The organism is Bacillus sp. FSL K6-0073, from assembly GCF_038006085.1.
GTDB classification, from domain to species: Bacteria; Bacillota; Bacilli; order Bacillales; family Bacillaceae_G; genus Bacillus_A; species Bacillus_A cereus.
The window spans coordinates 4,091,748-4,116,944 of the sequence record NZ_JBBOUN010000001.1 but is presented as its reverse complement, the minus strand read 5'-3'; the positions used below and the strand labels follow the sequence as shown (position 1 = coordinate 4,116,944).

Genomic DNA, 25,197 nt, shown 5'->3' with positions numbered 1-25,197 from the left:
GAATAGCCTATGGACATAGAGGTCAAAAATGAGAAGAAGAAACCTCAGTTAAAGGACCACGAGCTAAAAGCGTTAATTCAAAAAAGTCAAGATGGAGATCAACAAGCGAGAGATACAATCGTTCAAAGTAATATGCGCCTCGTTTGGTCGGTTGTACAGCGGTTTCTTAATCGAGGATACGAACCAGACGACCTATTTCAAATTGGATGTATTGGGCTCTTGAAATCGGTAGATAAATTTGATTTATCTTTCGACGTGAAATTTTCAACATATGCAGTTCCAATGATTATTGGCGAAATACAACGTTTCTTACGTGATGATGGATCAGTGAAAGTTAGTAGGTCTTTAAAAGAAACAGGAAACAAAATTCGAAAGATGAGAGATGAGCTTTCGAAAGAATTCGGAAGGGCTCCAACGATTAATGAAGTGGCAGAGGCACTAGAACTAACGCCAGAGGAAGTTGTTCTAGCACAAGAAGCGAGCCGGGCCCCTTCATCTATACATGAAACTGTATATGAAAACGATGGAGATCCAATCACTATTTTAGATCAAATTGCAGATCAATCTGAAACGAAATGGTTCGATAAAATTGCTTTAAAAGAAGCGATTAGAGAACTAGATGAACGAGAGCGCTTAATTGTATACTTGCGTTACTATAAAGATCAAACACAGTCAGAAGTAGCAGAGCGCATAGGCATTTCGCAAGTACAAGTTTCAAGACTTGAAAAGAAAATATTAAAACAGATGAAAGATCGAATAGACGAATAATTGTCTATTCGATTTTTTTATGCCGTTAATAGGAGAGAGATGTTAATTTTCGCAAAAATTAACAGAATTTATTGATAATTTAGTTAATTTGAAATATAATCCAAGTATGAGCTTGTCATAAAGGGGGAAGGAAACATGGAAACGAGGCAACAATGGGGAACGAGAGCTGGATTTATTTTCGCAGCGGTCGGATCTGCCGTTGGATTAGGAAACATATGGCGTTTTCCTTATACAGCGTATGAAAATGGAGGAGGAGCATTCTTTTTACCGTACTTATTTGCATTATTAACGACTGGTATTTCATTGTTAGCGTTTGAATTTGCCCTTGGTCATCGTCATCGTGGTTCAGCACCACTTACATTTTTCCGTATTAGCCCGCGTGCCGAATTTATTGGATGGTGGCAAATGTGCGTAACATTTATCGTTTCAACATATTATGCAGTGATTATTGCTTGGTCTATATCGTATACATACTTTGCAATTACTGGAGCATGGGGAAAAGACACGCAATCATTTTTATTTAAAGAGTACTTACATGTTGCAGATAAGCCAGGACAATTTGGAGGACTTGTACCGGAAGTATTAATTCCGTTAGCTCTCGTTTGGATTATTGTGCTTGGCGTTGCATTTAAAGGAGTTAAAAAAGGAATCGAAGTTGTTAACCGTATATTTATTCCTTTATTAGTTGTTATGTTCCTTATTATCGTCGTTCGTGCAGTGACGATGGAAGGTGCTATGCAAGGACTAGATGCATTCTTTAAACCAGATTGGAGTCGTATTTTTGATGGGAAAGTATGGCTTGCTGCTTATGGTCAAATATTCTTTAGTTTATCTTTAGCATTTGGAATTATGATTACGTATTCTAGTTATTTACCGAAAAACTCGGATACAACAAATAATGCCTTTATTACTGGATTTGCAAACTCAGGATTTGAATTATTAGCAGGTATTGGGGTCTTTGCAGCTCTTGGATTTATGGCAAATAATATGGGAGTACCGGTTGATAAAGTAGCAAGTGCTGGCGTTGGGCTTGCGTTCGTAGTATTTCCGCAAATTATTAATGAATTGCCGATGTCACCGTTGTTTGGTGTATTATTTTTCTTATCGTTAACGGTTGCTGGAATCACATCACTTATTTCACTCGCGGAAGTATGTTTTGCCGCTGTATCTGAAAAATTCAGTTTAAGTCGGGAAAAAACCATTGGAATTATGGGAACCCTTCTCGTGTTAGTTTCTCTTGTATTTGCAACACGTGGTGGGCTTATGTTCTTAGATGTTGTCGACTATTTCGCTAATAATTTCGGATTAATTACAATTGCACTTGCGGAAGTAGTGACGATAGGGCTCATTTTACGTCGTTTACCAGTTTATCAAAATCATGCAAACTTTGTATCTGATATTAAATTAGGAACGTTTTGGAGAGTGAGTTTACTCGTTATTACTCCGCTTATGTTAGGGTATATGCTAATTGATGGTACAATCCAAAATATTAAAAAGAATTATGGAGATTATCCGACTGAGTTTGTTGTAACGTATGGTTGGTCGATAGCAGCAGCATTCCTCATAGTTGCAATAATCATTGGCCTGAAAAAATGGGATGCACAAATTCATTCGGATTCTGCCAAGCTTGAAAAAGAATGGAAAGATCGAGGTGTTTCATAATGAGTGGATCAGCGATTATGATGATGGTTATTGGAATAGTAGTCATTTGGGGAGGGCTTGCATTAAGTATTGCAAACTTATTTAAGAAAAAGGCATAAGTAAAAAACATCTGTACCGAAATGGTGCAGATGTTTTTTTATGAAAAAATTGTATTAGAAAAAAATTCAATAACCATACTACAACTACGAGGAAGAGTGAAGGAGTGAATGAAAGTTGGAACAAACGATTTATATTAAAATGCGCAATCGTTTAAAGGTTTCTCCTACTTATGAAGTAAAGCTGGGCGATGTTGCTCAACTTGCCGGAGATTCTTCCGTAGTTGAGTTGTTACAAAATGAGATAGTTTACAAAATAACAGCGCATGATAAGACGCATGTTGTAATTGATGTTATGAAAGTAATTGAGATTATTCAACAGAAAGCATCTCATGTACAAATTAATTTACTCGGTTCTGGACAAACTCTTGTTGAAATTATATACGAAAAAAAGAAGGCGCACCCAATTTTTTTCGGGCTTGTATGGCTGTTACTTTTCATTGGAGCGGCCCTTGCGATCATTTATTTCCATGAAGATGTAAGTATGCAACAAGTACATCAACGGTTATATTACATGATTACTGGAGAATTTAATGCGCAACCACTTTTATTTCAAATTCCTTATTCTTTAGGTCTTGGCTTAGGGATGGTTTTATTCTTTAATCATGTATTTCAAAAGCGAATTAATGAAGAGCCAAGTCCGCTAGAAGTTGAGATGTTTCAATACCAACAGTCACTTGATCAGTATGTAATCGTTAATGAAAACAAGGATAATATGAAACAACTTACCGATGATTGAGTCTGGATTTGTTATTTTAATTGGTTTAGCTGGAGGGATTGCGGTAGGTAGCGGATATGTCGCATTTTTAGCTGTACTTGGTATAATCCCCCGTTTAGCCCAATTAACGAGAAGTGGAAAGCATATTCAATATTTTGAGTGGGCAGTCATTGCAGGTACTTTAACAGGGGCTTGGTGCAGTTTGAAAAACATTACATTTCAAACGTCGCAATATTGGCTCGTTATATTAGGGATATTTTGTGGCACGTTCATTGGAATGCTTGCTGCAGCATTAACAGAGGTGTTAAATGTTCTACCTATTTTAGCGAAACGAGTAGGGGTAGAGGGGAAGATTATTGTTTTACTCGTCGCTCTTGTACTTGGGAAAGTAATAGGATCGTTGTTTCACTGGATTTATTTCGTAAAGTAGGAGGCAGTATATAAATGACAAGTCAGAAATTGAAGGATGATTACATAAATAAAGTGAAGGAGTATCATCCAAAGCCAAACTATTTACTAAATTGTATCAAAGCATTTCTTGTAGGTGGACTCATTTGCACAGTTGGAGAAGTATTGATGAAATTTTATATACATTATTTTCACTTCAGTGAACAAGAGGCAGGAAACCCAACTGTTGCAACCCTTGTTTTATTATCCGCGATTTTAACAGGGTGTGGTGTATATGATAAAATCGGTCAATTTGCTGGAGCAGGATCAGCGGTACCGGTAACAGGATTTGCAAATTCTATGGCGAGCGCTGCCTTAGAACATAAGAGCGAAGGGGTTGTTCTAGGGATTGCTACAAATATGTTTAAACTGGCAGGAAGTGTGATTGTATTTGGGGTTGTTGGTGCATATATCATTGGGTTAATAAGGTATACCTTTAAAATTTTTATGTCTTAAAGGAGGGGCTAGTATGAGGTTGACCGGAAAACAAACGTGGGTATTTCAAAATGATATATATGTGAATGCAACGGGTACTGCTGTCGGTCCGAAAGAAGCTGAGGGCCCTCTTGGGAAAAAATTTGATATTTCATATGATGACTTGCATTGTGGAGAAGAAAATTGGGAGCTCGCCGAACGAAGATTAATGTCAGACTCAATTCAACAAGCAGTGCAAAAAGGGAATATAAAAACATCGCAAATTGATTTCTTTTTAGCGGGAGATTTATTGAATCAAACAGTGACAGCAAATTATGTTGCGCGTAAGTGGGGCATTCCTTTTTTAGGAATGTTTAGTGCTTGTGCGACGTCTATGGAGACTTTAGCAGTTGGCTCAGCTTTTATAGACGGTGGATTTGCAAATCGTGTCTTAGCTACAGTAAGCAGTCATAATGCAACGGCTGAAAGACAATTTCGCTATCCAACAGAGTACGGTGGGCAAAAACCAGGGACAGCAAATTCAACTGTGACTGGTGCAGGATCTATATTAATTAGCAATGAAAAAAGTGCAATTAAAATTACGTCAGCTACAATCGGAAAAGTGCAAGATTTAGGAATTACAAATCCTTTGGATATGGGGGCAGCGATGGCTCCAGCAGCGGCTCATACAATTCAACAACATTTTGAAGATTTAAGAAGAAGTGCCGATGATTATGATTTGATTGTTACGGGTGATTTATCAGCTGTTGGGACGCCGATTGCGAAACAACTTTTACTTGAGGAAGGTTATGATCTTGGGCATATATACAATGATTGTGGATTGATGATTTATGAATCAAGTCAAGAAGAAGTGTTTGCAGGTGGTAGTGGTTGCGCTTGTTCAGCAGTTGTTACGTATGGCCATTTATTACACGAGATGCAAAAAGGGAATTTACAACGAATTTTTGTCGTTGCGACTGGTGCATTATTAAGCCCGATGATGATGCAACAGAAGGAAACGATTCCAACAATTGCACATGGTGTCGTATTTGAGAGAGTTAAAGGAGAGTGAATTGTGGATTTTATATATGCATTTCTTGTAGGTGGAGCTATTTGTTTAATTGGGCAACTATTGTTAGATTTCGTAAAGTTAACACCAGCTCATTTAATGGCAACTTTTGTAGTCATCGGAGCAATTTTAGATGGATTTGGATTGTACGATAAACTAATAAAGTTTGCAGGTGCTGGAGCGACAGTCCCTATTACAAGTTTTGGACATTCACTATTGCACGGAGCAATGCATGCAGCAGAAAAACATGGATATTTAGGAATTGGTATTGGCATGTTTAGTTTAACGTCTGCGGGCATTTCCGCAGCGATATTGTTTTCATTTTTTATAGCACTTATATGTAAACCGAAAGGATAAATCAAATGAGACGAAGGGTTGTTTTGGTCACAGATGGAGATGAATATGCAAAGCGGACAATTGAGCTTTTAACGAAGGAATTTGGGGGAAGGTGTATTTCAGCATCACAAAGTAATCCAACCAAATTGACAGGGAAAAAAGTTGTTGAGCTTATTATGCAAACGCCATATGACCCTGTATTTGTCATGTTTGATGACAGTGGATTTATTGGAGAAGGGTCTGGTGAAAAGGCATTAAAATATGTGGCTACCCATAAACAAATTGATGTGCTCGGTATTTTAGCAGTAGCGTCTAATACGCATCATTGGGAATGGGCACGTGTAGATGTAAGTGTAGATCGGAACGGGAATTTAACCGAATATGGTGTTGATAAATTTGGACTTCCAGATGGTGAAATTGGCAGGATTAGTGGAGATACAATATATTGTTTAGACGATTTAAATGTTCCTGTCATTGTTGGAGTTGGTGATATTGGTAAAATGTGCGGAAATGATGAATGGGAGAGAGGGTCACCTATTACAAAGAAAGCAATTCAATTAATTTTAGAAAGGAGTGGGTTTTATGACGAAGCCTAAAAAAGTGGATATCCCTATATCAACTTTCATAAGTGACAATGAAAATTATTTAAAACAGACAGTTGGACTAGGCGTTACATACGATGTCGGCATTCGTAAATTTCAAATTTTGAATAAAGAAATTGGTGTGCTATTTGTAAACGGACTTTGTGATACAAATTATATTATCCCTATTTTAGAAGAAGCGGTGGATACAAATGAGATAAGGGATGTAGAAGAAGATACAGTGAAGCTTTTAGAGAATCGCTTAATCCATCAACAAGTAAGTAAAGTGAAAACGATGGATGAGGTAATGCTCCAAGTATTATCAGGACTCATCGTGATATTTGTGGAAGGTGAAACGGAAGCGTTCGCGATCGATGTTCGTAGTTATCCAGGGCGAACACCGACAGAACCAGATACCGAAAAGGTAGTACGAGGTGCGAGGGATGGATTTGTTGAAAATATCGTTGTAAATACAGCGTTAATTCGTAGGAGAATTCGAGATCCACGTCTTCGAAATGAAATGGTTCGAGTAGGAGATAGATCGCAAACGGATATTTGTATTACATACGTTCAAGATGTTGCAAATCCAGATTTAGTAAAGATTATAAAACAAGAATTAAATAACATCGATGTAGATGGAATTACGATGGCGGATAAAACAGTAGAAGAATTTGTTGTAAAGCAAAGCTATAACCCATTCCCACTTATTCGATATACAGAAAGGCCAGATGTAGCAGCAAATCATCTACTAGAAGGACATGTGTTAGTACTCGTTGACACATCGCCAAGTGCTATGATTACACCGACAACATATTTTCATCATTTACAGCACGCGGAAGAGTTTAGACAAAATCCAGCTGTCGGTACATTTTTACGCTGGGTGCGCTTTTTAGGTGTTATATTCTCGTTATTTTTATTACCATTTTGGTTAGTGTTTGTATTTGATCCAACTCTTTTGCCAGCAAATCTTGCTTTTATTGGACCGACTAAGATGACGCATTTACCAATTTTATTACAGGTGTTAATGGCAGAGGTCGGACTTGAGTTTTTAAGGATGGCAGCCATTCATACTCCAACGCCGTTATCGTCTGCAGCAGGGTTGATTTCCGCTATATTAATTGGTCAAATTGCAATTGATGTAGGTTTGTTTGTGCCAGAAGTAATTTTGTATGTAGCAGTTTCGATGGTTGGTGCATATGCAACACCGAGTTATGAATTAGGATTAGGGAATAAGGTTGGGAAATTGTTTGTTATTATTTTAACAGGTCTCTTCCATGAGATGGGATTTGTAATTGGTATGACGATATTAATTTTATTTTTAACGTCTATAAAAAGTTTACAAACACCTTATTTATGGCCGTTTTTACCATTTGATTGGGGCGCGTTAACAAAAATTTTACTCCGTCCAACGATGTCTAGTTTAAAAGTACGACCAAGTATTGTAAGACCTCAAAATGTAAAAAGACAAAAATAAACGGGATTATACACCCGTTTATTTTTTTTAGCAAAAATTTATTATTTTTTAACAAAAATCAAACATTTTTTGTGTACACTTAGAGTAGATATTGTGTATGGAAGGGGAAGAGGACATGATTAAATTATTTGTAAGTGATTTAGATGACACGCTCGTTTACGATGTGAATCATATGCAAAAAGAAGATGAACGTGCGCTGTGTTGGTTAGCTGAGAAAGGGACAAATATTTGTTTTGCCTCTGGCCGCTTTACACACAGAATTGATGAAGTTGTAAAAAGGTTTGCATTCCCATATTACACAACTGGCTTAAATGGAGCGACAATGTTACTTCCGGATGGAAATTTATTTCATGAATCGAGTTTTGAAAATGTGGTTGCCCAGGAAATATATCGATATATACATAAAAAAGGACTAGCGGATATTGTTTGTGCAAATGAGCAGCGATATACAAAAAGGAAGAATGAACATCACCATAATTTTGAAGCGTATATGGGCGTGCATATCGCTGAAATTGAAGCGTTAGAAGAAGAGTTTGGTAAGACTGTACACCCTGCAAAATTGTTTGTTTTTGGAGAAGAAGAGAAAATTGTGACGTTAGATCAAGAGCTACGAGATACGTTTCAAGGCGAAGCGGAAGTTTTTATATCAGGTAAACGCTATGTTGATATTATGCCAAGAGGCGTGAGTAAGGGGAGTGCTCTAAAGCGACTAATGGATCATTTGCAAATTGAAGCAAATGAAGTTGCTTGTATTGGAGATTCTTTCAATGATATTTCTATGTTTGAAGTAACCCCGCATTCATTTACTCTTCATCATGCCCATCCGTATGTAAAGGAGAAAGCAAATCATATAGTGCGTTCGGTTGAAGAGGCTGTTATGAAATTACCGTTACTTGTATAAAAAAGAAGCCCGTCATTGGCGGGCTTCTTTTTTACTTGAATAAAGATTTAACAAAATCAATGATACTTGAGAAGAAATCTTTCACTTTATCTAGAAAACTTTGCCCTTCTTCAGATCCTAAAAAGGCAGAAACATGTTCTTTTGCTTTGTTTAATTGACTACCAACTTGATTCCAATCGATATTAAGATTCTTCATTTTATCAAATAACGATACTAAGTTATCTAACTGTTCATCTGTTAATGTAATGCCGAGTTGATCAGCAATTTTTTTAATTAATGAACGTAAATCTTCTGTTGTTTTTGGCTGTTCTTTTGCAATTTCTTCTTTAATTTTTGCAACAAGTTGAACTGCTTTTTCTTCACCAATTTTATCACCAAGCTGGGCTGTTTGTACCATTTCTTCATTCGCTACTTTTTTAACTTCTTCAGGAATTTGTTTATTGGACGCAGTTTCGTATGCTTTCATTAATCCAGTTAAAGCTGCAGTTCCTGAAACTTTAAAAGGTGCAGTAATTTGAATTTCTGCATCTTTTACACCTGCTGTAATCAAAGCGTTAGTGTACATTGCATCTGTTACCCAGTTAATGTTCTTTGATCGTACAATAAGACCAGATCCTGGTTTTGTGTATGTAATCATAGAAGAAGAAATTGCTCTCGTACCAATTTGTGCTTTTGGAACAATGCCTTCTAGAAATTTATGTTCTTCCGCATTAGATACAGTGATAATTGTAGCATCTTTTGGTGCTTTCATTTCTTTTAACAGATCTTGTTTTTGTTGTTCGGATAAGTTCTCTCCTAATGTAACAATTGATTCTCCCTCGATGATGTCTGCAAATGAAGCTGTTGGCATCATAAATACCGTTACAGCTAATAGCAGAGCTAATAATTTCGTTTTCACGAAAAATCGCTCCCTTTCTCTTTCTAAAATTTTCGGGCAACAAAGTTATTATAGTATATATTTCTTATTTGTCACCTAGCTTTTTCCACATTTCAAAAAAGAAGTATCTAGATTGTCGGATTCTTTTTGTTTCTAGTCATGAATGTGGTAATATAGTGCTGAGATAATTGAAAGGAGACATATACGTATGAAAACTTTAGGATACATATTAATGGAAAACGGTGAAAAAATCGACTTGGAATTTTTCCCAGAAGAAGCACCGAAAACAGTAGAAAACTTTAAAAAATTAGCAGAGCAAGGATTTTATGACGGTGTGACATTCCACCGTGTTATTCCTGGCTTCGTAAGCCAAGGTGGAGACCCAACAGGTACAGGTGCAGGTGGCCCAGGTTACTCTATTCCATGTGAAACTGATGGAAACCCTCATAGACACCTTGTAGGATCACTTTCTATGGCTCACGCTGGCCGTAACACAGGCGGTAGCCAATTCTTTATCGTTCATGAGCCACAGCCGCATTTAGATGGTGTTCATACTGTATTTGGTAAAGCAACAAGCGGTATTGAAACAGTATTAAAAATGCGTCAAGGCGATGTAATGAAAGAAGTTAAAGTTTGGGAAGAATAAGGTAAGGAAAAAGAGAGCTTTTGCTCTCTTTTTTATTTTTAATGAGATTGAGTACTTCTTCTACAGCTCATCATACAAGTAGTATTGTTGCTAAAATATATTGCTTGTGAGAACAAACCTTTAACCAATTACATAGAATACATTACATTATATGTTTCAATAAATATTTTTTGTTATATTAATTTTGCTAGAATTGTGTTGCTTTAGGGTAACTATGAATGAAGTGCTGTTGAATGATATGTTTCTTTCCATTCCATATAAAATTTTCTTTTTTTAACTCTATTTATTAAAGGAATAGTGCTGAAACATAGATTTGACTTTCTTCTTTTCGCTTTGTATGATTATCAAGTTGTTTTAGACTCTTCTCACTCTGTTGAAAATATTGTAAAATGAATGTGATATGAAAAGAGTGATTGAGGGGATTATTAGTTTGTAACTTTTGTAAGAAGGGATAAGGGTTATGTTAATTCGTTTTAAAAAAAGTTATGAAAAAATTGCAATGGGGCTTCTTTCGTTTATGCCAACTGAAAAAGATGTGAAAACATTACAATTGACAATGAAAGAATATGAAGCAAAAGATGATTGGCAATTGTATTTGTGGAAAGAAAATGAAGATTTTGTTGGAATAATGGGGATTGTAAAAAAAGAGAATCAAGTATTAGAAATTCAGCATTTGAGTGTGAACCCGTCTCACCGTCATGTGGGGATTGGGACGAAGATGGTTCAAGAGTTAAAGAGTAAATTTCTTGAGTTTACAATTTGCGGAAATGAGCAAACGGCAAGTTTTTGCGAAAAATGTAAAGGGCTAGAACAAAATATACATTCGTGAAAGCAGAGATAAGTAGTTTATTATCTCTGCTTTCTTTTTTGTAATTGTTCGTTTCGTTCAGTAATGACCTCTGTGCGATCACGCAAAGTGTGCTTGTTTATAATATATTCACCTGGGATAGCATTCAAGTCTTTCCAAGAGAGGTTTTGTTTTTGACATAACTCTATGCACTGCTTCTCTAACGATGGATCTGATAAGGGTAAAAATAAAGGTACAAAACGTTCTTTTTTATGGATAGATTGCAATCTGTCATTGAGCAAGGAAAGAAGTTGTACTTGATTAATTCCTAAACGTTGTAAAGGCACACCGCTTTTTTCTAAAATTGTGATTGCGCTTTTCATCATTTTTGTGGAACCATTCCAATTAGCACGTCTTTGGTGGTATAAAGAAACTGCAATTTGAATGAGACCAACTAAGTAATGATCACGATTACCTCTTGGTTTTGTTTTCCAATACTCTTCTAGTATTTCGTGGCATTCAAAATAGTCATAATCTCCATGGAAATGAATTAAAAATTGTATGTATTCGGTAGGATACATGTTTTCTCGCTCCTATCTAACGGTTATACATATAAGTGTATCATAGAAATATGAACAATAAACGACTAGGAGGTTTCCCCCTAGCCGTTATTGTTCATATTAGCAGAAGCAAGCTGCTCCTACAATAATTAGCAAAATAAACAGTACAACAAGTAATGCGAACCCACCGCTAAAACCACAATCAACGTGACCCATAGTTTTTTGACCTCCTACATTGTTCTTACTACACTGTTATCATATGAAGTGGTGGGCATGATGACATAGGCATCGGTCTATTTTTAATTAAATTTCTTAAAAAGGTTGGATAGAACATGAGTATGCTCTATACTTATGTTGTTATAGAAAAAATGTGGTGGGATGCTTTGTGCAATATAATTTTAAAGTAGAGGCTTTTGAAGGGCCGTTAGATCTATTGTTACATTTAATACATCGTTATGAAATTGATATATATAATATTCCTGTAGCAGATATTACAGAGCAATATTTATCTTATGTGCATACGATGAAAGAACTTCAATTAGATGTTGCAAGTGAGTATTTAGTAATGGCTGCAACGTTATTACAAATTAAAAGTAAGATGTTGTTGCCGAAACATGAAGAAGATGTACTTGATAACGGTGATGATTTTATAGATGATCCTCGTCAAGAATTGATGGAGAGGTTAATTGAATATAAGAAATATAAGCAAGTTGCTACTGAGTTAAAAGAAAGAGAACAAGAAAGAGCACAGCTATATACACGTCCACCAATTGACTTTACATCGTTGCAACAAGAAGAGGAGACAAGCTTACCTCTTGATGTTACGTTATATGATATGCTAGCAGCATTTCAAAAATTAATGCGCCGTAAAAAGGCAAAAAAAACTGTAACAACACGTATTACTCGTCAAGAAATACCAATTGAACAGCGAATGACTGATATTTTAAAGCAGTTAAAAATAAAGGGTGGTCGCCAAAGTTTTTATGATTTGTTTGTTGATGATGAACGTGAAATAATGGTTGTAACATTTTTAGCAGTTCTGGAACTTATGAAAAATCAACAAATCATAATTGAGCAAGAACATAATTTTGATGAAATTTTCGTATCAAGCTCTAATAAATCTGCATAGAGCAAGTATGTGAAAATGGGATAGAAACATTTTATCTCATGCTATGTTTTTATGTATCGTTTGGAACAAGAGAAAAAATATTGAACCGAACGCATTAATTGTGATTCGGTTTTTTTGATGTGTATTTTTATGAGAAAATAGAAGGAAGGAGCTCGTGAAATGGATAGGAAAGAACAAAAGTCAATTATTGAAGGCCTTTTATTTGTTTCTGGTGATGAAGGGATTTATCCAGAACAAATAGCGAAAGTTCTTGAAATTGAAATGAATGAAGTAATAAATATTTTAGAAGAAATGCAACAAGAATGTGAAGGTGCAAACCGTGGTTTGCAAATTGTACAGTATGCAAAAGTATATCGTTTTGCTACAAAGAAAGAACATGCTTCATATTATCAAAAATTAATAGATACACCAACAGCTGCTTCACTCTCACAAGCTGCCCTCGAAACTTTAGCGATTGTTGCATATCGCCAACCAATCACAAGGACTGAAATGGAAGAGATTAGAGGAGTTAAAACCGATAAGGCGTTACAAACGTTGGTTTCACATTTACTTATAAAAGAAATGGGAAGAGCAGAAGGACCAGGGCGTCCTATTTTATACGGAACAACAAAAGAATTTTTGGACACATTTGGATTGAAAACATTAGATGATTTACCACTGCTTTCTGAAGAGAATGAACAAATGAATGAAGCAGATTTATTCTTCGGTTCCTTACAAGAGATATCGAAATAAAAGCTTAGCATTTTGCTAAGCTTTTTTTGTATATCAATTATTTACAGTGCCATACTAAATGAAAAAAGGAGACGAGTTATGAGAGGTATGCGGATTATTTTATTATTAGTTTCTGTTTTATTATGTTTTTCTTTAAATAGCGCATCAGCTAAAAGGTATATGATGTCCATTCATACTACGTCTCCTTTACATATGCATCGGCAACATCTTAGTAAAATGAAAGTGAGCTTTTTAAAAGTGGGGCAAGGTGACGCAACACTTATTATAATGCCAAATGGACAAACAATGTTAATTGATGGAGGACCTTATGAAGCAGGAGAGGTTATTATTCAGAAATTAATTGAGAAAGGGATTAATCATTTAGATGTAATTGTCAGTACGCATCCCGATATGGATCACATAGGGGGGTTAATTCCAATTGTAGAGCAAATGCCGGTATCGCTTATATTAGATAGCGGAAAAACATATAGTTCTCTTACTTATCATACGTATCGGAATAATATTAAAAAAAGAGGGATACCTTTCGTTTCAGTAAAGGAAGGACAATATATACCGCTGGATCCACATGTTTCTATACAAGTATTAAACAACGGGAAATCAAAAGATGAAAATAATGAATCCTCAATTGTTTTAAAGGTGCGATATGGAAAAGCGGATTTTTTATTAATGGGTGACGCGGATGTACGGACAGAACATGAAATATTAAAACAATTTGATGTCCATGCAGATGTGTTAAAAGTGGGGCATCACGGCTCATATACTTCAACAAGTGAAACGTTTATAAAAAAAGTGGAACCGCAGTTTGCTATTTTGTCGTACGGGAGTAGTAATCCGTATGGACATCCTCACCAAAGTGTAGTGAAACGCTTAAAAAGGCACGGTATAATGGTATATAGAACGAATAAACGTACAGTAGAAATGGAAACAGATGGTGAACATATTATGTTAGAATCTAGCGGGTTAATGCCATTATTGAAGTGATTTCTAGATTAGGGGGCGATACTGTCCCTTTTTGGAAAAATGAATAATATATATTATAATTATAAGAGACGTAAGAAATTTCCTTTTCTGTTGAATAAAAAGGAAATTTCATTAGAATGTATAGACAACTACTCGTGCGTATATTAAGATGGAACTAGGCGAATAAGGTAATAATAACAAGTAGGTAATTCATGGGAAAGGATCGATGAAAATGAAAACGCAAATTGTCATCAATGCCAAAATTTACACAGGTCAAGAAATAGTGGAAAACGGATTTATTCGTTACGCAGAAACCATTAAAGAAATTGGTTTGATGGCTCAATATGTACCACAAGAAAATGAAACTGTTTTTGATGCTACAGGGAAGATTGTAATTCCAGGTATGATCGATGTTCATATTCATGGTGGATACGATATTGATGCGATGGATGCAAATAGCGATGGGTTAGTAACTCTAGGTAAAGAAATGTTAAAAGAAGGGGTTACAACTTACTTCCCAACAACAATGACACAAGCTCCAGAGGCAATTGAAGCAGCGTTAACTGCTGCAAAAGAAGCAAAAGAAAAAGGAGCGCATTTCGAATATATTCACTTAGAAGGACCTTATGTTTCAAAGAAACGTGCAGGTGCACAACCACTTGAACATATCGTTCCTGCAAATATTGAGCAATTTAAACAATGGCAAGAAGCAAGTGGGAATTTAATTAAATTAGTAACATATGCACCAGAAGAAGAGGGAGCGTTAGAGTTTGAACAATATCTTGCTGAAACTGGTGTAGTTGGCACAATGGGGCATACAGATGCAATTGATGCGCAACTAAAAAATAGAAAGATTACACATGCGACACATTTATACAATCAAATGCGTGGATTACATCACCGTGAACCAGGAGTTGTTGGTCATGTGTTATTAAATCCAGATGTAATGGTTGAAGTAATTACAGATGGCATTCATATTCACCCTGATATGGTGAAATTAGCATATAAGTTAAAAGGACCAAAAAAAGTAAGTGTTATCACTGACGCAATGCGTGCAAAGGGTCTTGAAGATGGATTATATGAGCTTGGCGGACAGCCAGTACATGTAAAAGATGGTAGTGCTCGATTAGAAGATGGAACGTTAGCTGGTAGTATTTTAAAAATGGATCAAGCTTTCCGAAATGTAATTGAATTTACAGGTTGTTCAATCGAAGATGCAGTACTGATGACATCAGTTAACCAAGCAGAAGAGTTTGGATTAAATAATAAAGGTGCATTAGCGGTAGGAAAAGATGCAGACTTTGTTGTGATGAATGAAGATTTACATGTATATGATACGGTTCGTTTAGGAATTCATATGAAGGAAGGGAAGTAATTAAATGAATATTCTTGTTGTAAAAACTCCAGAAGAACTAGCAGAAGCAGGTTATAAATTAATTGAAGAAGTTGTAAAAACAAAAGAAAATCCAACATTAGGAATGGCTACAGGAAGCTCTCCATTAGGTATTTATGCAGAAATGCGAAAAAATAAACTTGATACAAGCCGTGTAACCACTGTAAACTTAGATGAGTACGTAAATTTACCACATGAAGATAAAAACAGCTATCACTATTTCATGCAAGAACAGTTGTTTGATCATCTTCCATTTAAACAAACTTATGTACCAAACGGGATGGCAAGTGATTTAGAGGAAGAGTGCAAACGTTACGAGAGCATTCTAGCTGCTAACCCAGTTGACCTACAGATTCTTGGAATCGGTGAAAACGGTCACATCGGATTTAATGAGCCAGGAACACCGTTTAATTCTCCAACAAACATTGTTGAATTAACAGAATCTACACGCCAAGCAAACCTTCGCTTCTTCGAAAAAGAAGAAGATGTGCCAACTCATGCGATTACAATGGGAATTGGAAGCATTATGAAAGCGAAACAAGTTCTACTAGTTGCTATGGGTTCTAAAAAGGCAGAAGCTGTTAAAGAATTATTGCAAGGTGAATATAGTGAAGAGTGTCCGGCTACAGTTTTACAACGTCATCCGAATGTAACCGTAATCGCTGATCAAGAAGCTCTATCTTTATGCAGTGAGGCGATTGCTGATGAACATCGACAAGTATTCACCATTTCCGATCTATTATCAGATTCAAGAGTGGGTGAAACAGCTAATTGAGGACGGCGAATGGAAGCCGGGAGATAAAATCCCATCTGAGAATGAACTTTGTGATAAGTTCGAAGTGAGTCGAATGACAATCAGACAGGCGATTAATAATTTAGTGGAACAAGGCTATTTATATCGGAAGCGTGGAATTGGAACATTTGTCCAACTTCCGAAAGTGGAACAAAAATTGCAAGGAATGACGGGATTCACAGAAGACATGATTTCTCGTGGGATGAACCCAAGTAGTCAATTACTTAGTTTCCGCCTAGTTCCAGCTACTGCGAAAATAGCAGACCGGTTGAGAATACAGGAGGGGGAATCGGTTTATGAAGTGAGGCGTATTCGCTTAGCTGATGATGAACCGATTGCTTTTGAGACGACATATTTGTCGCCAGCTCTTGTAAAAGATATTAACGAAGAGATATTGCAACAATCTTTATATGAACATTTAGAGAAAAAACTGGGCTTTAAACTTGTTAGCGCTACTCAGTCAATTGAAGCTTCCGTTGCGACGGAAAATGAAGCTGAACATCTGCATATTCCTAAAAAGGCGCCTGTACTTGTAATGCGTCAATGGTCATATTCAGAAGGTGAGGTACCGCTAGAGTACGTGAAATGTATTTATCGTGGAGATCGTTATAAATTTATTACGAATATCGCACGTAACAAATAGTATATTTCAGTTTGTGAAGTACAGTGGAATTGAAAATGGTTAACATGTAAAGAAATAAAAATACGACTCATCCTTATAAGGAATGAGTCGTATTTTTATTATGAGCAATTACGTGGTTAACAGCATCTTTGACGTGATTTACTACATAGTGAGCGTGATTTTTTACTGCATCATCTGCTTGTGACATAGCAAAACTGTGAGGAGTTAAAGAAAACATAGGAATATCATTGTAAGAATCCCCTATACAAGCAATTTCCTCAGGTTTTATTTGAAACTCATTTAATAAAACAGAAATGGCAGAGCCTTTACTAACATTCGGTGGCATTACATCTAAACATTGTTCTGCTGAGATGAAAGTACTAACTTTCCCGTGGAATTTTTCATCAATTTTTTTCTGAAGGAGTTGTAAGTTCTCCTTTGTTCCACCGACAGAAATTTTATTTGGGAAAATTGTATCATCAATCTTCTGTAGTAAGTTTGGTTCTTCAACAGAAGTCATAGTTACTTGTTGTTCAAGTTCTTGAATAAAAGGTGTTTTCTCTTCAATGTAATAATTATGCTCATCACTTACATAACGGAAATAAGGATCTTCATTCGTCATAGCTAACAAATCGGGAAGTATGCTGGAATCAAAAGTTGCAGATAATAGTTGTTTATTTTCATGTGTATATACAAAAACACCATTTACACTAATGCGATGAAAATTTGTATTTACAGCTTTCATTAAGTCTGCAATTTCATTATCAAGTCTTCCGGAAGCGAAGCAAAGAATAACATTTTGTTCGGCAAGGCTGCGTAGTGCCGCAACATCTTGTTTATCAATAAGACCTCCGTGTTGCATCATTGTACCATCGATATCACTTACAAACATTTTAATCATGCTGTTATCTCCTTTCTATGTACAGTTGCTCTTACATTATACGCATCATATATAAACATGTCTAAAAAATGAATTTTTATTAAATGGCAGATGTTTTACATTGACGACAAAGAAGAATATTCTGTAACATGAAAGTAGGCTATTTAAGTACGAGGGTGGTGTTATATGAATAATTATCTAGAAATTAAAAAAGTTTTAAATAATAATGTCATCATTGCTAGCCATCCTGAACACGAGGAAGTAGTAGTGATTGGAAAAGGAATTGGATTTGGGAAAAAAGCGAAAGATGTATTGGAGCAAGAACAAATCGAAAAAATGTTTGTCTTAAAAAATGAACGTGATCGTGAACAATATAAATTATTAGTGCCGCATATTAGTGAAAAATTGATTGAATTGATGAACGATATTATGCTGTACATTCAAGGAAAAGCGAAATCTCCACTAAATGAACATATTCATATTGCGTTAACGGATCATATTTCATTTGCGATTAAAAGGTTAAAACAAGGACTTACAATTGATAACCCTTTTTTAGTTGAAACAAAAATGCTCTATCCAGAGGAATATGAAATTGCGGAAGGTGTTGTACAACTTTTAAATTCTCGTTTGCAAATTACATTGCCAGAAGGAGAAATTGGTTTTATTGCACTTCACATTTACAGTTCGCTTACAAATTCTGATTTATCTTCAGTTAATCAAAACTCCCGTCTCATTGCACAACTTGTATCTTTAATTGAGACAAACTTACAAATTACATTAGACCAAGAGAGCATTCATTATTTACGCCTTATTCGTCATCTTCAATATGCTATTGAGAGGGTGAAAAAAGGAGAAAAAGTAGAAGAATCGCAAAGTTTTGCTGATTTATTAAAGGCGGAGTATCCAGTTTGCTATAACTTGGCTTGGAAGCTAGTTAAGGTCATGCAAAAAGAGTTGCAACTACCTGTATATGAAGCTGAAAGTATTTATTTAACGATGCACTTGCAACGCTTAGTGAAGGCAGAGCATGTGTAAAAAGTCATATATTTTTGTCTAAAATGAAAACGTTAAAAAAAATGATTGAATCGCTTACAATAGTTATGTATAATAACTATTGCAAAGTTATACAAATTTCGACAAACACATTAAGGTGAGTAACGAAAACGTTTGCCTTAATTATAGTGAACTTATACGTAAACCTATTTTTGACACGTGTTACTGATTCGATCAGGCATGAGTGGAGAAAAGTAAGGAATGTAAGCTAGAGAAAGGGATATACTACCCTTTGTATAGCTATCGTTCTATCTTTTTTTCCTCATGTCTTTTTGGCGTTTGTCGGAAGGTATCAATATAGATAAGAGAGGAAGGGTTTCCATGTTTAAGAAGATCTTTGGTGTTCTTCAAAAAGTCGGAAAAGCGTTAATGCTTCCAGTAGCGATTTTACCGGCGGCAGGTATTTTACTTGGATTTGGTAATGCATTTCAAAATCCACAGTTAACAAATGTTATTCCTGCTTTAAAAGCAGATTGGTTCGTAATGGTTGCAAAAATTATGGAACAATCTGGTGATATTATTTTCGCTAACCTTGCATTATTATTCGCAGTTGGGGTAGCAATTGGTTTAGCTGGTGGAGACGGAGTAGCTGGTTTAGCAGCATTCGTCGGCTACTTAATTATGAACAAAACGATGAGTGTGTTCTTAGAAGTAGATAAGCTAGTGAAAGTAACAAGTTCTGGAGCAGACCCAGTAAAAATTGGATTTGCAGATCCAGCGTATGCAAACGTATTAGGTATTCCAACGCTACAAACAGGAGTATTTGGTGGTATTATCGTCGGTATAGTAGCGGCATATTGCTATAATAAATACTTCAACATTGAATTACCATCATACTTAGGTTTCTTTGCAGGTAAGCGCTTCGTACCGATCGCAACTGCAACATTTTCTTTAATAGTAGGTATTATCATGTGCTTCATTTGGCCATACATTCAAGGTGGCTTAAACACGTTCTCACATCAAATGATTGATGCAAATAGAACAATCGCAGCATTTATATTCGGTTTAATTGAACGTTCATTAATTCCATTTGGATTACATCACATTTTCTATTCACCGTTCTGGTTCGAATTCGGTCAGTATACAAATGCAGCTGGCGAATTAATCCGTGGTGACCAAAAAATCTTTATGGCACAGTTAAAAGACGGTGTAGAATTAACAGCAGGTACATTTACAACTGGTAAGTATCCGTTCATGATGTTTGGTCTTCCAGCAGCAGCTTTAGCAATGTACCATGAAGCACGTCCAGAAAATAAAAAATTAGCAGCAGGTATTTTAGGTTCTGCAGCATTAACATCTTTCTTAACAGGTATTACAGAGCCACTTGAATTTTCATTCTTATTCGTAGCGCCAGTATTATTCGGAATTCACGCTGTATTTGCTGGTCTATCATTTATGACAATGCAAATTTTAGGTGTTAAAATTGGTATGACATTCTCTGGTGGTTTAATTGACTTCCTATTATTCGGTGTATTACCAGGCCGTACAGCATGGTGGTGGGTAATTATTGTTGGTCTTGTACTAGCAGTTATTTACTACTTCGGATTCCGCTTTGCAATTCGCAAATGGAATCTAAAAACACCTGGTCGTGAAGTGGCAAATGCAAATGACGGCGCAGGAAAAGCAGAAGCAGGCGAACTTCCTCGTGAAGTATTAGTAGCACTTGGTGGTAAAGAAAACATTGCTTCTTTAGATGCTTGTATTACTCGTTTACGTGTTCAAGTTAACGAACAAAAGAATGTAAACAAAGACCGCTTAAAAGAACTTGGAGCAGCTGGTGTACTTGAAGTTGGAAATAACATTCAAGCTATTTTCGGGCCGAAATCTGACACATTAAAATCACAAATTCATGATATTATGTCAGGTCGTACACCTCATGTTGAAAAAGAAGAACCTGTAAAAGTGGAAGAAACTCCTCAAAAAGTTGATGAAAATGAAACAATTGTATCACCAATCGAAGGAAAAATCTTACCAATTACAGAAGTACCTGACCAAGTATTCTCAGGAAAAATGATGGGAGACGGATTTGCAATTGAACCAACTGAAGGAACAGTAGTTTCTCCAGTGAACGGTGAGATTGTCAATGTATTCCCTACAAAACATGCGATTGGCATTCAATCTGAAGGCGGAAAAGAAATTTTAATCCACTTCGGTATTGATACTGTAAAATTAAATGGTGAAGGTTTTGAAGCGCTTGTAGCACAAGGCGACAAGGTGAAACAAGGCCAACCATTATTAAAAGTAGATCTTGCATTTGTAAAAGAAAATGCACCATCTATCATTACACCAATTGTCTTTACAAACTTACAACAAGGGCAACAAGTCGAATTGAAAAAAGATGGAAATGTTAAGAAGGGCGAAACCGCTATTATTGACATTCAGTAGGAATTTGACGCAAAATGTTTATAATTATAATAGGCGATGTGGTTGACCGAACATCGCCTATTATATACAATAGATGGTGTAGTACTCACGTCTATACAACTAAAAAATACTGTAATTTAAAGGAGATAAATTATCATGGAAAAAATCTTTAAAGTAACTAGCGACTCAGGAATTCATGCTCGTCCAGCAACTCTACTTGTAAACACTGCAAGCAAATTCGGTTCTGACATTAACTTAGAGTATAACGGAAAGAACGTTAACTTAAAATCAATCATGGGCGTTATGTCTTTAGGCATTCAACAAAACGCAGAAATTAAAATCACTGCAAATGGTGATGATGCAGCTCAAGCACTAGCAGCTATCGAAGAAACTATGAAAAACGAAGGATTAGGAGAATAATGACTCTTAACATTCAAGGGATCGCTGCATCAAGTGGGATTGCTATTGCAAAGGCTTTCAGACTTGAAAATCCTGAATTTAACATCGAAAAGAAATCAATTACAAACGAAGCTGCAGAAATTGCACGCTTAGACGCTGCGCTTGAGAAAGCAAAAACTGAATTAGAAGCTATTAAGGACCACGCATTTGCTGAACTAGGTGCTGACAAAGCTGCGATCTTTGAAGCACATTTATTAGTGTTAAATGATCCAGAACTAGTAAATCCAGTAAAAGATAAAGTAAATAGCGAAAAAGTAAATGCTGAATTTGCAATGGATGAAGTTGCATCAATGTTTATTTCTATGTTTGAAAACATGGATAACGAATATATGAAAGAACGTGCTGCGGACATTCGTGACGTAACAAAACGCGTTCTTGCACATTTACTAGGAATTAACTTCTCAAATCCTGGTACAATTTCTGAAGAGGTAATCATCATTGCTGAAGATTTAACACCATCTGATACAGCTCAGTTAAACCGTAAGTATGCAAAAGGTTTCACTACTGATATTGGTGGACGTACATCTCACTCTGCAATTATGGCTCGTTCTATGGAAATTCCAGCTGTTGTTGGTACGAAAGTTGTTATGGAGAAAATCCAAAACGGCGATATCGTTATCATTGACGGTTTAGATGGAGAAGTAATTGTAAATCCATCAGAAGAAACTCTTCGTTCGTTTGAAGAAAAGAAAGCGAAATTTGAAGAGCAAAAAGCTGAATGGGCTAAATTAAAAGACCAAGCTACTGTAACAAGTGACGGACATCACGTTGAGCTTGTTGCAAATATCGGAACACCAAATGATGTACAAGGTATTATCGATAATGGCGGAGAAGGCGTTGGCTTATACCGTACAGAATTCTTATACATGGGCCGTGACAATCTTCCAACAGAAGAAGAGCAGTTCGAAGCGTATAAAGCAGTTCTTGAAGGTGTAAAAGAAGGTCAACCAGTCGTTGTTCGTACACTTGACATCGGTGGAGATAAAGAGCTTCCATACTTACATTTACCAAAAGAAATGAACCCATTCTTAGGATACCGTGCAATTCGCTTATGTCTTGATGAGCAAGATGTGTTCCGTACACAACTTCGTGCATTACTTCGTGCTAGCGTATACGGTAACTTAAAAATTATGTTCCCAATGATTGCAACTCTTGATGAGTTCCGTCAAGCGAAAGCGATTTTATTAGAAGAGAAAGCGAAACTTGTAGAAGCGGGTACAACTGTTTCTGATTCTATTGAAGTTGGTATGATGGTTGAAATCCCAGCTTCAGCAGTATTAGCAGATCAATTCGCGAAAGAAGTTGACTTCTTCTCTATCGGAACAAATGATTTAATCCAATACACAATGGCTGCAGACCGTATGAACGAACAAGTATCTTACTTATACCAACCATATAACCCATCTATTTTACGTCTTGTAAAAATGGTTATCGATGCTGCTCATAAAGAAGGCAAATGGGCTGGTATGTGTGGTGAGATGGCGGGCGATTCACTTGCTATCCCATTATTATTAGGATTAGGTTTAGATGAGTTCAGTATGAGTGCAACATCTATTCTTCCTGCAAGAACACAGCTAAGCAAGTTGTCAAAAGCAGAAATGGAAACATTAGCAGAAAAAGCATTAATGATGTCAACTGCTGAAGAAGTTGTTGAACTAGTTAAAAGCATATAATCAATAAAAAAACCTGAGCCGATTTGAAATCGGTCTCAGGTTTTTTCTATGAGAAAAGTAAATCTTATTTGCTTACTATCGAGGATAAGAGACAGAATTAGATAGCGATTGCAACGATATCAGTTGGGCATACACGTAAAATACCAGTAAAAGTATTTCGATTTTGATTGTGTTTATCGTCTTTATTGTTATCTTTGTCATCTTTGTTATTACGAGCTAAAGCAGAGAAAAGAGCAACACCGTTAGCGAAACCTTCAAAAATTACATTGTTGAAAGTGCCATTACCTCTAATGCTTAAAAGAGAAAGCTCTGTTCCAACTGAAATGCTAGCAAGTACGTTACATACAGCTGGTTGTTGTGGTCTAACTACTTCTCTCTCTTTCTCTTTCTCATGATGTCTGCACTCTCTTTCATGATGATGACAGTCTCTAAAGTTATCACAGCATCCAAATGATCCAAACATAATCCTCATCACCCCCTTCACACTTATAATCTATGTAAGTTCGGTAGTTAGTGACTGGACAGAGAGTGGAATTTTTTCTAGGGGATTTTCTCATTTTAAATGACTAGCTGGGTGTTTAGTATGGAATGATGTTTAAAATAGGGGGAATATAACAAAAAAATGTAAAAACCACCGAAATAAATGAAATGGGTAGCCTTTACACTTTTTTACTTTTATATAAAACGATGATATATACAGGAAGAGCTAGGAGTAGTGGCACAATGGATCGTGCAGTATGTTTTTCTGATTCTAATTGGAATGCTTCTTCTTTTGGAAATTGTAAAATGGAGATGTTTGCGGCATCACCAATAAAATATAGAAGCAGTACAGTTACTATGTAACATAAAAGTGCGATAAAGCTTCCGTATGAACTCAATGAAAATCCCTCTCTTGTTATCTATTTGTTATCATTGTATCACAATTGTAACAAAAATACACGGGTATATTTCAACGCCTTAACAAAATTCGACACGAAACGTCACGTTTATTTATGAGGAGGGAATAGAATATACTTTTCCATAAGTATAAATGTCGAATGATTTGTAGTAATATTACAAAAGTATGACAGGAAATAAAAAACGAAGGCAACGTAGTTACCTTCGTTTTTTATTATTTTGCCCACTCACTCACTTGCTCTACGCTCATGCGAGGTGCAGGGTGGCCTTTTAAAGTTGATTCACCAATTGTAATAAGCATAATTGGAACGTAACGAGATGAAACGTTAAATTCGTCTGTCAGTGCTTGTGGATTGAAGCCACCAATAGCACAAGTATCCCAACCAGTTGCTTTAGCTGCAAGCATAAGTTGCATTGCTGCTAAAGATGCATTTGAAAAGGCAGCATCTCTTGGGAATTGTTCACGAGCATATGCAGATTCAATATTTTTAGCTAAGCGTTCTTTTGCTTCTTCTTTCATAAATCCTTGTTCTACAATTGGACCATATACCGGCTCAACATTTTTATAAGCTTCTAAATCGCCTAAAATAGCGACTACTGCAGAAGCATCAAGAATTTGTTGTTGGTTATAAGCTATTGGGTGTAATCGTTTTTGTACATCTTCACCTTGAAAAACAAGGAATTTCCAGTGTTGTAAGTTCCAAGCGGAAGGTGCTTGTGCTGCGGCTTTTAAAATCTCATGTAATTCTGTAGATGAGATTTCTTTATTTGGGTTGAATGCACGTGTAGATGTGCGTTCATATAGAACATCAAAAAAGTTGTCGTTTGTCATTGTATATCCTCCAAATTGTATATCGAATTATTTTCAAAAAAATAATATACACTACTTACATTTTGTAAGTTATCG

Annotated in this window: 30 protein-coding genes; 23 read left to right on the top strand and 7 right to left on the bottom strand. The window is 36.0% G+C overall.

Translation table 11 applies throughout. The features are described 5' to 3' along the window. Positions 1-9: 9 nt before the first annotated feature. The 11 genes from sigF to MHB52_RS21110 all read left to right on the top strand — a co-directional run bounded on the left by sigF (position 10) and on the right by MHB52_RS21110 (position 8,465). On the top strand, positions 10-768 hold the full coding sequence (gene sigF, locus MHB52_RS21160; RefSeq protein ID WP_000350729.1) for an RNA polymerase sporulation sigma factor SigF: 759 nt from the start codon (positions 10-12) through the stop codon (positions 766-768). Between the two features lie 135 nt (positions 769-903). Then, complete coding sequence (locus MHB52_RS21155) at positions 904-2,430, top strand: sodium-dependent transporter (RefSeq protein ID WP_000450088.1); 1,527 nt, start codon at positions 904-906, stop codon at positions 2,428-2,430. Then, positions 2,430-2,528, top strand: a complete 99-nt coding sequence (locus MHB52_RS21150; RefSeq protein ID WP_000016826.1) for a methionine/alanine import family NSS transporter small subunit — start codon at positions 2,430-2,432, stop codon at positions 2,526-2,528. Before MHB52_RS21155 ends, MHB52_RS21150 begins: the two co-directional genes overlap by 1 nt. 115 nt (positions 2,529-2,643) lie before the next feature. Continuing rightward, positions 2,644-3,264, top strand: coding sequence for a stage V sporulation protein AA (locus MHB52_RS21145; RefSeq protein ID WP_061663476.1), 621 nt, complete (start codon positions 2,644-2,646; stop codon positions 3,262-3,264). Next, positions 3,257-3,673: a stage V sporulation protein SpoVAB gene (gene spoVAB / locus MHB52_RS21140; RefSeq protein ID WP_000572936.1), complete on the top strand. Its 417-nt coding sequence runs from the start codon at positions 3,257-3,259 to the stop codon at positions 3,671-3,673. The genes MHB52_RS21145 and spoVAB overlap by 8 nt, the downstream gene beginning before the upstream one ends. A 14-nt stretch (positions 3,674-3,687) precedes the next feature. Then, positions 3,688-4,146 (top strand): stage V sporulation protein AC, encoded by a 459-nt coding sequence (spoVAC, locus tag MHB52_RS21135; protein ID WP_000203810.1) that lies wholly within the window; start codon positions 3,688-3,690, stop codon positions 4,144-4,146. Between the two features lie 13 nt (positions 4,147-4,159). Beyond that, positions 4,160-5,176 carry a stage V sporulation protein AD gene (gene spoVAD, locus MHB52_RS21130; RefSeq protein ID WP_001241163.1) on the top strand — a complete coding sequence of 339 codons (1,017 nt, stop codon included), beginning with the start codon at positions 4,160-4,162 and terminating at the stop codon, positions 5,174-5,176. Positions 5,177-5,179: 3 nt separating this feature from the next. After that, positions 5,180-5,530 (top strand): stage V sporulation protein AE, encoded by a 351-nt coding sequence (gene spoVAE, locus MHB52_RS21125; protein ID WP_000345904.1) that lies wholly within the window; start codon positions 5,180-5,182, stop codon positions 5,528-5,530. A 5-nt stretch (positions 5,531-5,535) separates the two neighbouring features. Then, positions 5,536-6,105, top strand: coding sequence for a stage V sporulation protein AE (locus tag MHB52_RS21120; RefSeq protein WP_001254415.1), 570 nt, complete (start codon positions 5,536-5,538; stop codon positions 6,103-6,105). Further along, positions 6,092-7,564 (top strand): spore germination protein SpoVAF, encoded by a 1,473-nt coding sequence (gene spoVAF, locus MHB52_RS21115; protein WP_000165596.1) that lies wholly within the window; start codon positions 6,092-6,094, stop codon positions 7,562-7,564. The genes MHB52_RS21120 and spoVAF overlap by 14 nt, the downstream gene beginning before the upstream one ends. Before the next feature lie 97 nt (positions 7,565-7,661). Beyond that, the gene (locus MHB52_RS21110; protein ID WP_002000777.1) at positions 7,662-8,465 is read left to right on the top strand and encodes a Cof-type HAD-IIB family hydrolase; all 804 of its coding nucleotides are present in this window, start codon (positions 7,662-7,664) and stop codon (positions 8,463-8,465) included. Between the two features lie 31 nt (positions 8,466-8,496). On the opposite strand, the gene MHB52_RS21105 is transcribed toward MHB52_RS21110, so the two are convergent. Beyond that, a complete protein-coding gene (locus MHB52_RS21105; RefSeq protein ID WP_000850515.1) occupies positions 8,497-9,363 on the bottom strand; it encodes a DUF1002 domain-containing protein in 867 nt (288 codons plus the stop codon). A gap of 187 nt (positions 9,364-9,550) precedes the next feature. On the opposite strand from MHB52_RS21105, the gene MHB52_RS21100 reads away from it, so the two are divergent. Together MHB52_RS21100 and ribT are read left to right on the top strand one after the other, a co-directional pair. Further along, a complete protein-coding gene (locus MHB52_RS21100; RefSeq protein ID WP_000853782.1) occupies positions 9,551-9,988 on the top strand; it encodes a peptidylprolyl isomerase in 438 nt (145 codons plus the stop codon). 460 nt (positions 9,989-10,448) lie between these two features. Further along, positions 10,449-10,817 carry a GNAT family N-acetyltransferase RibT gene (gene ribT / locus MHB52_RS21095; protein ID WP_000908401.1) on the top strand — a complete coding sequence of 123 codons (369 nt, stop codon included), beginning with the start codon at positions 10,449-10,451 and terminating at the stop codon, positions 10,815-10,817. A gap of 20 nt (positions 10,818-10,837) precedes the next feature. On the opposite strand, the gene MHB52_RS21090 is transcribed toward ribT, so the two are convergent. Then, a complete protein-coding gene (locus MHB52_RS21090; protein WP_000283589.1) occupies positions 10,838-11,356 on the bottom strand; it encodes a DUF309 domain-containing protein in 519 nt (172 codons plus the stop codon). 99 nt (positions 11,357-11,455) lie between these two features. Then, positions 11,456-11,551, bottom strand: a complete 96-nt coding sequence (locus MHB52_RS21085; RefSeq protein WP_000510194.1) for a YjcZ family sporulation protein — start codon at positions 11,549-11,551, stop codon at positions 11,456-11,458. Positions 11,552-11,720: 169 nt separating this feature from the next. On the opposite strand from MHB52_RS21085, the gene scpA reads away from it, so the two are divergent. From scpA to phnF, 6 genes are all read left to right on the top strand, one after another. Then, the gene (gene scpA / locus MHB52_RS21080) at positions 11,721-12,464 is read left to right on the top strand and encodes a segregation/condensation protein A (protein ID WP_061663477.1); all 744 of its coding nucleotides are present in this window, start codon (positions 11,721-11,723) and stop codon (positions 12,462-12,464) included. Positions 12,465-12,623: 159 nt separating this feature from the next. Continuing rightward, complete coding sequence (scpB, locus tag MHB52_RS21075) at positions 12,624-13,196, top strand: segregation/condensation protein ScpB (RefSeq protein ID WP_000375170.1); 573 nt, start codon at positions 12,624-12,626, stop codon at positions 13,194-13,196. Between the two features lie 78 nt (positions 13,197-13,274). Next, positions 13,275-14,177 (top strand): ComEC/Rec2 family competence protein, encoded by a 903-nt coding sequence (locus tag MHB52_RS21070; RefSeq protein ID WP_001214829.1) that lies wholly within the window; start codon positions 13,275-13,277, stop codon positions 14,175-14,177. Positions 14,178-14,388: 211 nt separating this feature from the next. Further along, entirely contained in the window at positions 14,389-15,531 is a 1,143-nt protein-coding gene (gene nagA, locus MHB52_RS21065) for an N-acetylglucosamine-6-phosphate deacetylase (RefSeq protein WP_001987227.1), read from the top strand. 4 nt (positions 15,532-15,535) lie between these two features. Then, the gene (gene nagB, locus MHB52_RS21060; RefSeq protein ID WP_001024210.1) at positions 15,536-16,324 is read left to right on the top strand and encodes a glucosamine-6-phosphate deaminase; all 789 of its coding nucleotides are present in this window, start codon (positions 15,536-15,538) and stop codon (positions 16,322-16,324) included. Continuing rightward, positions 16,254-16,985, top strand: coding sequence for a phosphonate metabolism transcriptional regulator PhnF (gene phnF, locus MHB52_RS21055; RefSeq protein WP_021727649.1), 732 nt, complete (start codon positions 16,254-16,256; stop codon positions 16,983-16,985). Before nagB ends, phnF begins: the two co-directional genes overlap by 71 nt. Before the next feature lie 73 nt (positions 16,986-17,058). Here phnF and MHB52_RS21050 read toward each other — a convergent pair whose 3' ends face one another. Further along, positions 17,059-17,865 (bottom strand): Cof-type HAD-IIB family hydrolase, encoded by an 807-nt coding sequence (locus MHB52_RS21050; protein ID WP_061663478.1) that lies wholly within the window; start codon positions 17,863-17,865, stop codon positions 17,059-17,061. Between the two features lie 165 nt (positions 17,866-18,030). Between MHB52_RS21050 and glcT the strand changes: the two genes are divergently transcribed. From glcT to ptsP, 4 genes are all read left to right on the top strand, one after another. Then, on the top strand, positions 18,031-18,879 hold the full coding sequence (glcT, locus tag MHB52_RS21045; protein ID WP_061663479.1) for a glucose PTS transporter transcription antiterminator GlcT: 849 nt from the start codon (positions 18,031-18,033) through the stop codon (positions 18,877-18,879). Positions 18,880-19,218: 339 nt separating this feature from the next. After that, complete coding sequence (ptsG, locus tag MHB52_RS21040; protein ID WP_000473174.1) at positions 19,219-21,282, top strand: PTS glucose transporter subunit IIABC; 2,064 nt, start codon at positions 19,219-19,221, stop codon at positions 21,280-21,282. A 135-nt stretch (positions 21,283-21,417) separates the two neighbouring features. Then, complete coding sequence (gene ptsH / locus MHB52_RS21035) at positions 21,418-21,681, top strand: phosphocarrier protein HPr (protein WP_000411080.1); 264 nt, start codon at positions 21,418-21,420, stop codon at positions 21,679-21,681. Further along, positions 21,681-23,393: a phosphoenolpyruvate--protein phosphotransferase gene (ptsP, locus tag MHB52_RS21030; RefSeq protein ID WP_000174207.1), complete on the top strand. Its 1,713-nt coding sequence runs from the start codon at positions 21,681-21,683 to the stop codon at positions 23,391-23,393. Before ptsH ends, ptsP begins: the two co-directional genes overlap by 1 nt. A gap of 97 nt (positions 23,394-23,490) precedes the next feature. Here the strand turns inward: ptsP and MHB52_RS21025 are convergent, their stop codons facing one another. From MHB52_RS21025 to MHB52_RS21015, 3 genes are all read right to left on the bottom strand, one after another. Further along, positions 23,491-23,856, bottom strand: coding sequence for a DUF3915 domain-containing protein (locus tag MHB52_RS21025; RefSeq protein WP_000468016.1), 366 nt, complete (start codon positions 23,854-23,856; stop codon positions 23,491-23,493). A 196-nt stretch (positions 23,857-24,052) separates the two neighbouring features. Continuing rightward, on the bottom strand, positions 24,053-24,271 hold the full coding sequence (locus MHB52_RS21020; protein WP_000100485.1) for a hypothetical protein: 219 nt from the start codon (positions 24,269-24,271) through the stop codon (positions 24,053-24,055). Positions 24,272-24,504: 233 nt separating this feature from the next. Continuing rightward, positions 24,505-25,122, bottom strand: a complete 618-nt coding sequence (locus tag MHB52_RS21015; protein ID WP_000180372.1) for a nitroreductase family protein — start codon at positions 25,120-25,122, stop codon at positions 24,505-24,507. Positions 25,123-25,197 lie beyond the last annotated feature (75 nt).

Bases quoted from the DNA above. Each gene is read 5' to 3' on its own strand.
- sigF (WP_000350729.1), top strand. From the start codon at position 10: ATGGACATAGAGGTCAAAAATGAGAAGAAGAAACCTCAGTTAAAGGAC.
- MHB52_RS21155 (WP_000450088.1), top strand. From the start codon at position 904: ATGGAAACGAGGCAACAATGGGGAACGAGAGCTGGATTTATTTTCGCA.
- MHB52_RS21150 (WP_000016826.1), top strand. From the start codon at position 2,430: ATGAGTGGATCAGCGATTATGATGATGGTTATTGGAATAGTAGTCATT.
- spoVAB (WP_000572936.1), top strand. From the start codon at position 3,257: ATGATTGAGTCTGGATTTGTTATTTTAATTGGTTTAGCTGGAGGGATT.
- spoVAC (WP_000203810.1), top strand. From the start codon at position 3,688: ATGACAAGTCAGAAATTGAAGGATGATTACATAAATAAAGTGAAGGAG.
- spoVAD (WP_001241163.1), top strand. From the start codon at position 4,160: ATGAGGTTGACCGGAAAACAAACGTGGGTATTTCAAAATGATATATAT.
- MHB52_RS21120 (WP_001254415.1), top strand. From the start codon at position 5,536: ATGAGACGAAGGGTTGTTTTGGTCACAGATGGAGATGAATATGCAAAG.
- spoVAF (WP_000165596.1), top strand. From the start codon at position 6,092: ATGACGAAGCCTAAAAAAGTGGATATCCCTATATCAACTTTCATAAGT.
- MHB52_RS21110 (WP_002000777.1), top strand. From the start codon at position 7,662: ATGGAAGGGGAAGAGGACATGATTAAATTATTTGTAAGTGATTTAGAT.
- MHB52_RS21100 (WP_000853782.1), top strand. From the start codon at position 9,551: ATGAAAACTTTAGGATACATATTAATGGAAAACGGTGAAAAAATCGAC.
- ribT (WP_000908401.1), top strand. From the start codon at position 10,449: ATGTTAATTCGTTTTAAAAAAAGTTATGAAAAAATTGCAATGGGGCTT.
- MHB52_RS21090 (WP_000283589.1), bottom strand. From the start codon at position 11,356: ATGTATCCTACCGAATACATACAATTTTTAATTCATTTCCATGGAGAT.
- MHB52_RS21085 (WP_000510194.1), bottom strand. From the start codon at position 11,551: ATGGGTCACGTTGATTGTGGTTTTAGCGGTGGGTTCGCATTACTTGTT.
- scpB (WP_000375170.1), top strand. From the start codon at position 12,624: ATGGATAGGAAAGAACAAAAGTCAATTATTGAAGGCCTTTTATTTGTT.
- MHB52_RS21070 (WP_001214829.1), top strand. From the start codon at position 13,275: ATGAGAGGTATGCGGATTATTTTATTATTAGTTTCTGTTTTATTATGT.
- nagA (WP_001987227.1), top strand. From the start codon at position 14,389: ATGAAAACGCAAATTGTCATCAATGCCAAAATTTACACAGGTCAAGAA.
- nagB (WP_001024210.1), top strand. From the start codon at position 15,536: ATGAATATTCTTGTTGTAAAAACTCCAGAAGAACTAGCAGAAGCAGGT.
- phnF (WP_021727649.1), top strand. From the start codon at position 16,254: ATGAACATCGACAAGTATTCACCATTTCCGATCTATTATCAGATTCAA.
- MHB52_RS21050 (WP_061663478.1), bottom strand. From the start codon at position 17,865: ATGATTAAAATGTTTGTAAGTGATATCGATGGTACAATGATGCAACAC.
- glcT (WP_061663479.1), top strand. From the start codon at position 18,031: ATGAATAATTATCTAGAAATTAAAAAAGTTTTAAATAATAATGTCATC.
- ptsG (WP_000473174.1), top strand. From the start codon at position 19,219: ATGTTTAAGAAGATCTTTGGTGTTCTTCAAAAAGTCGGAAAAGCGTTA.
- ptsH (WP_000411080.1), top strand. From the start codon at position 21,418: ATGGAAAAAATCTTTAAAGTAACTAGCGACTCAGGAATTCATGCTCGT.
- ptsP (WP_000174207.1), top strand. From the start codon at position 21,681: ATGACTCTTAACATTCAAGGGATCGCTGCATCAAGTGGGATTGCTATT.
- MHB52_RS21025 (WP_000468016.1), bottom strand. From the start codon at position 23,856: ATGTTTGGATCATTTGGATGCTGTGATAACTTTAGAGACTGTCATCAT.
- MHB52_RS21015 (WP_000180372.1), bottom strand. From the start codon at position 25,122: ATGACAAACGACAACTTTTTTGATGTTCTATATGAACGCACATCTACA.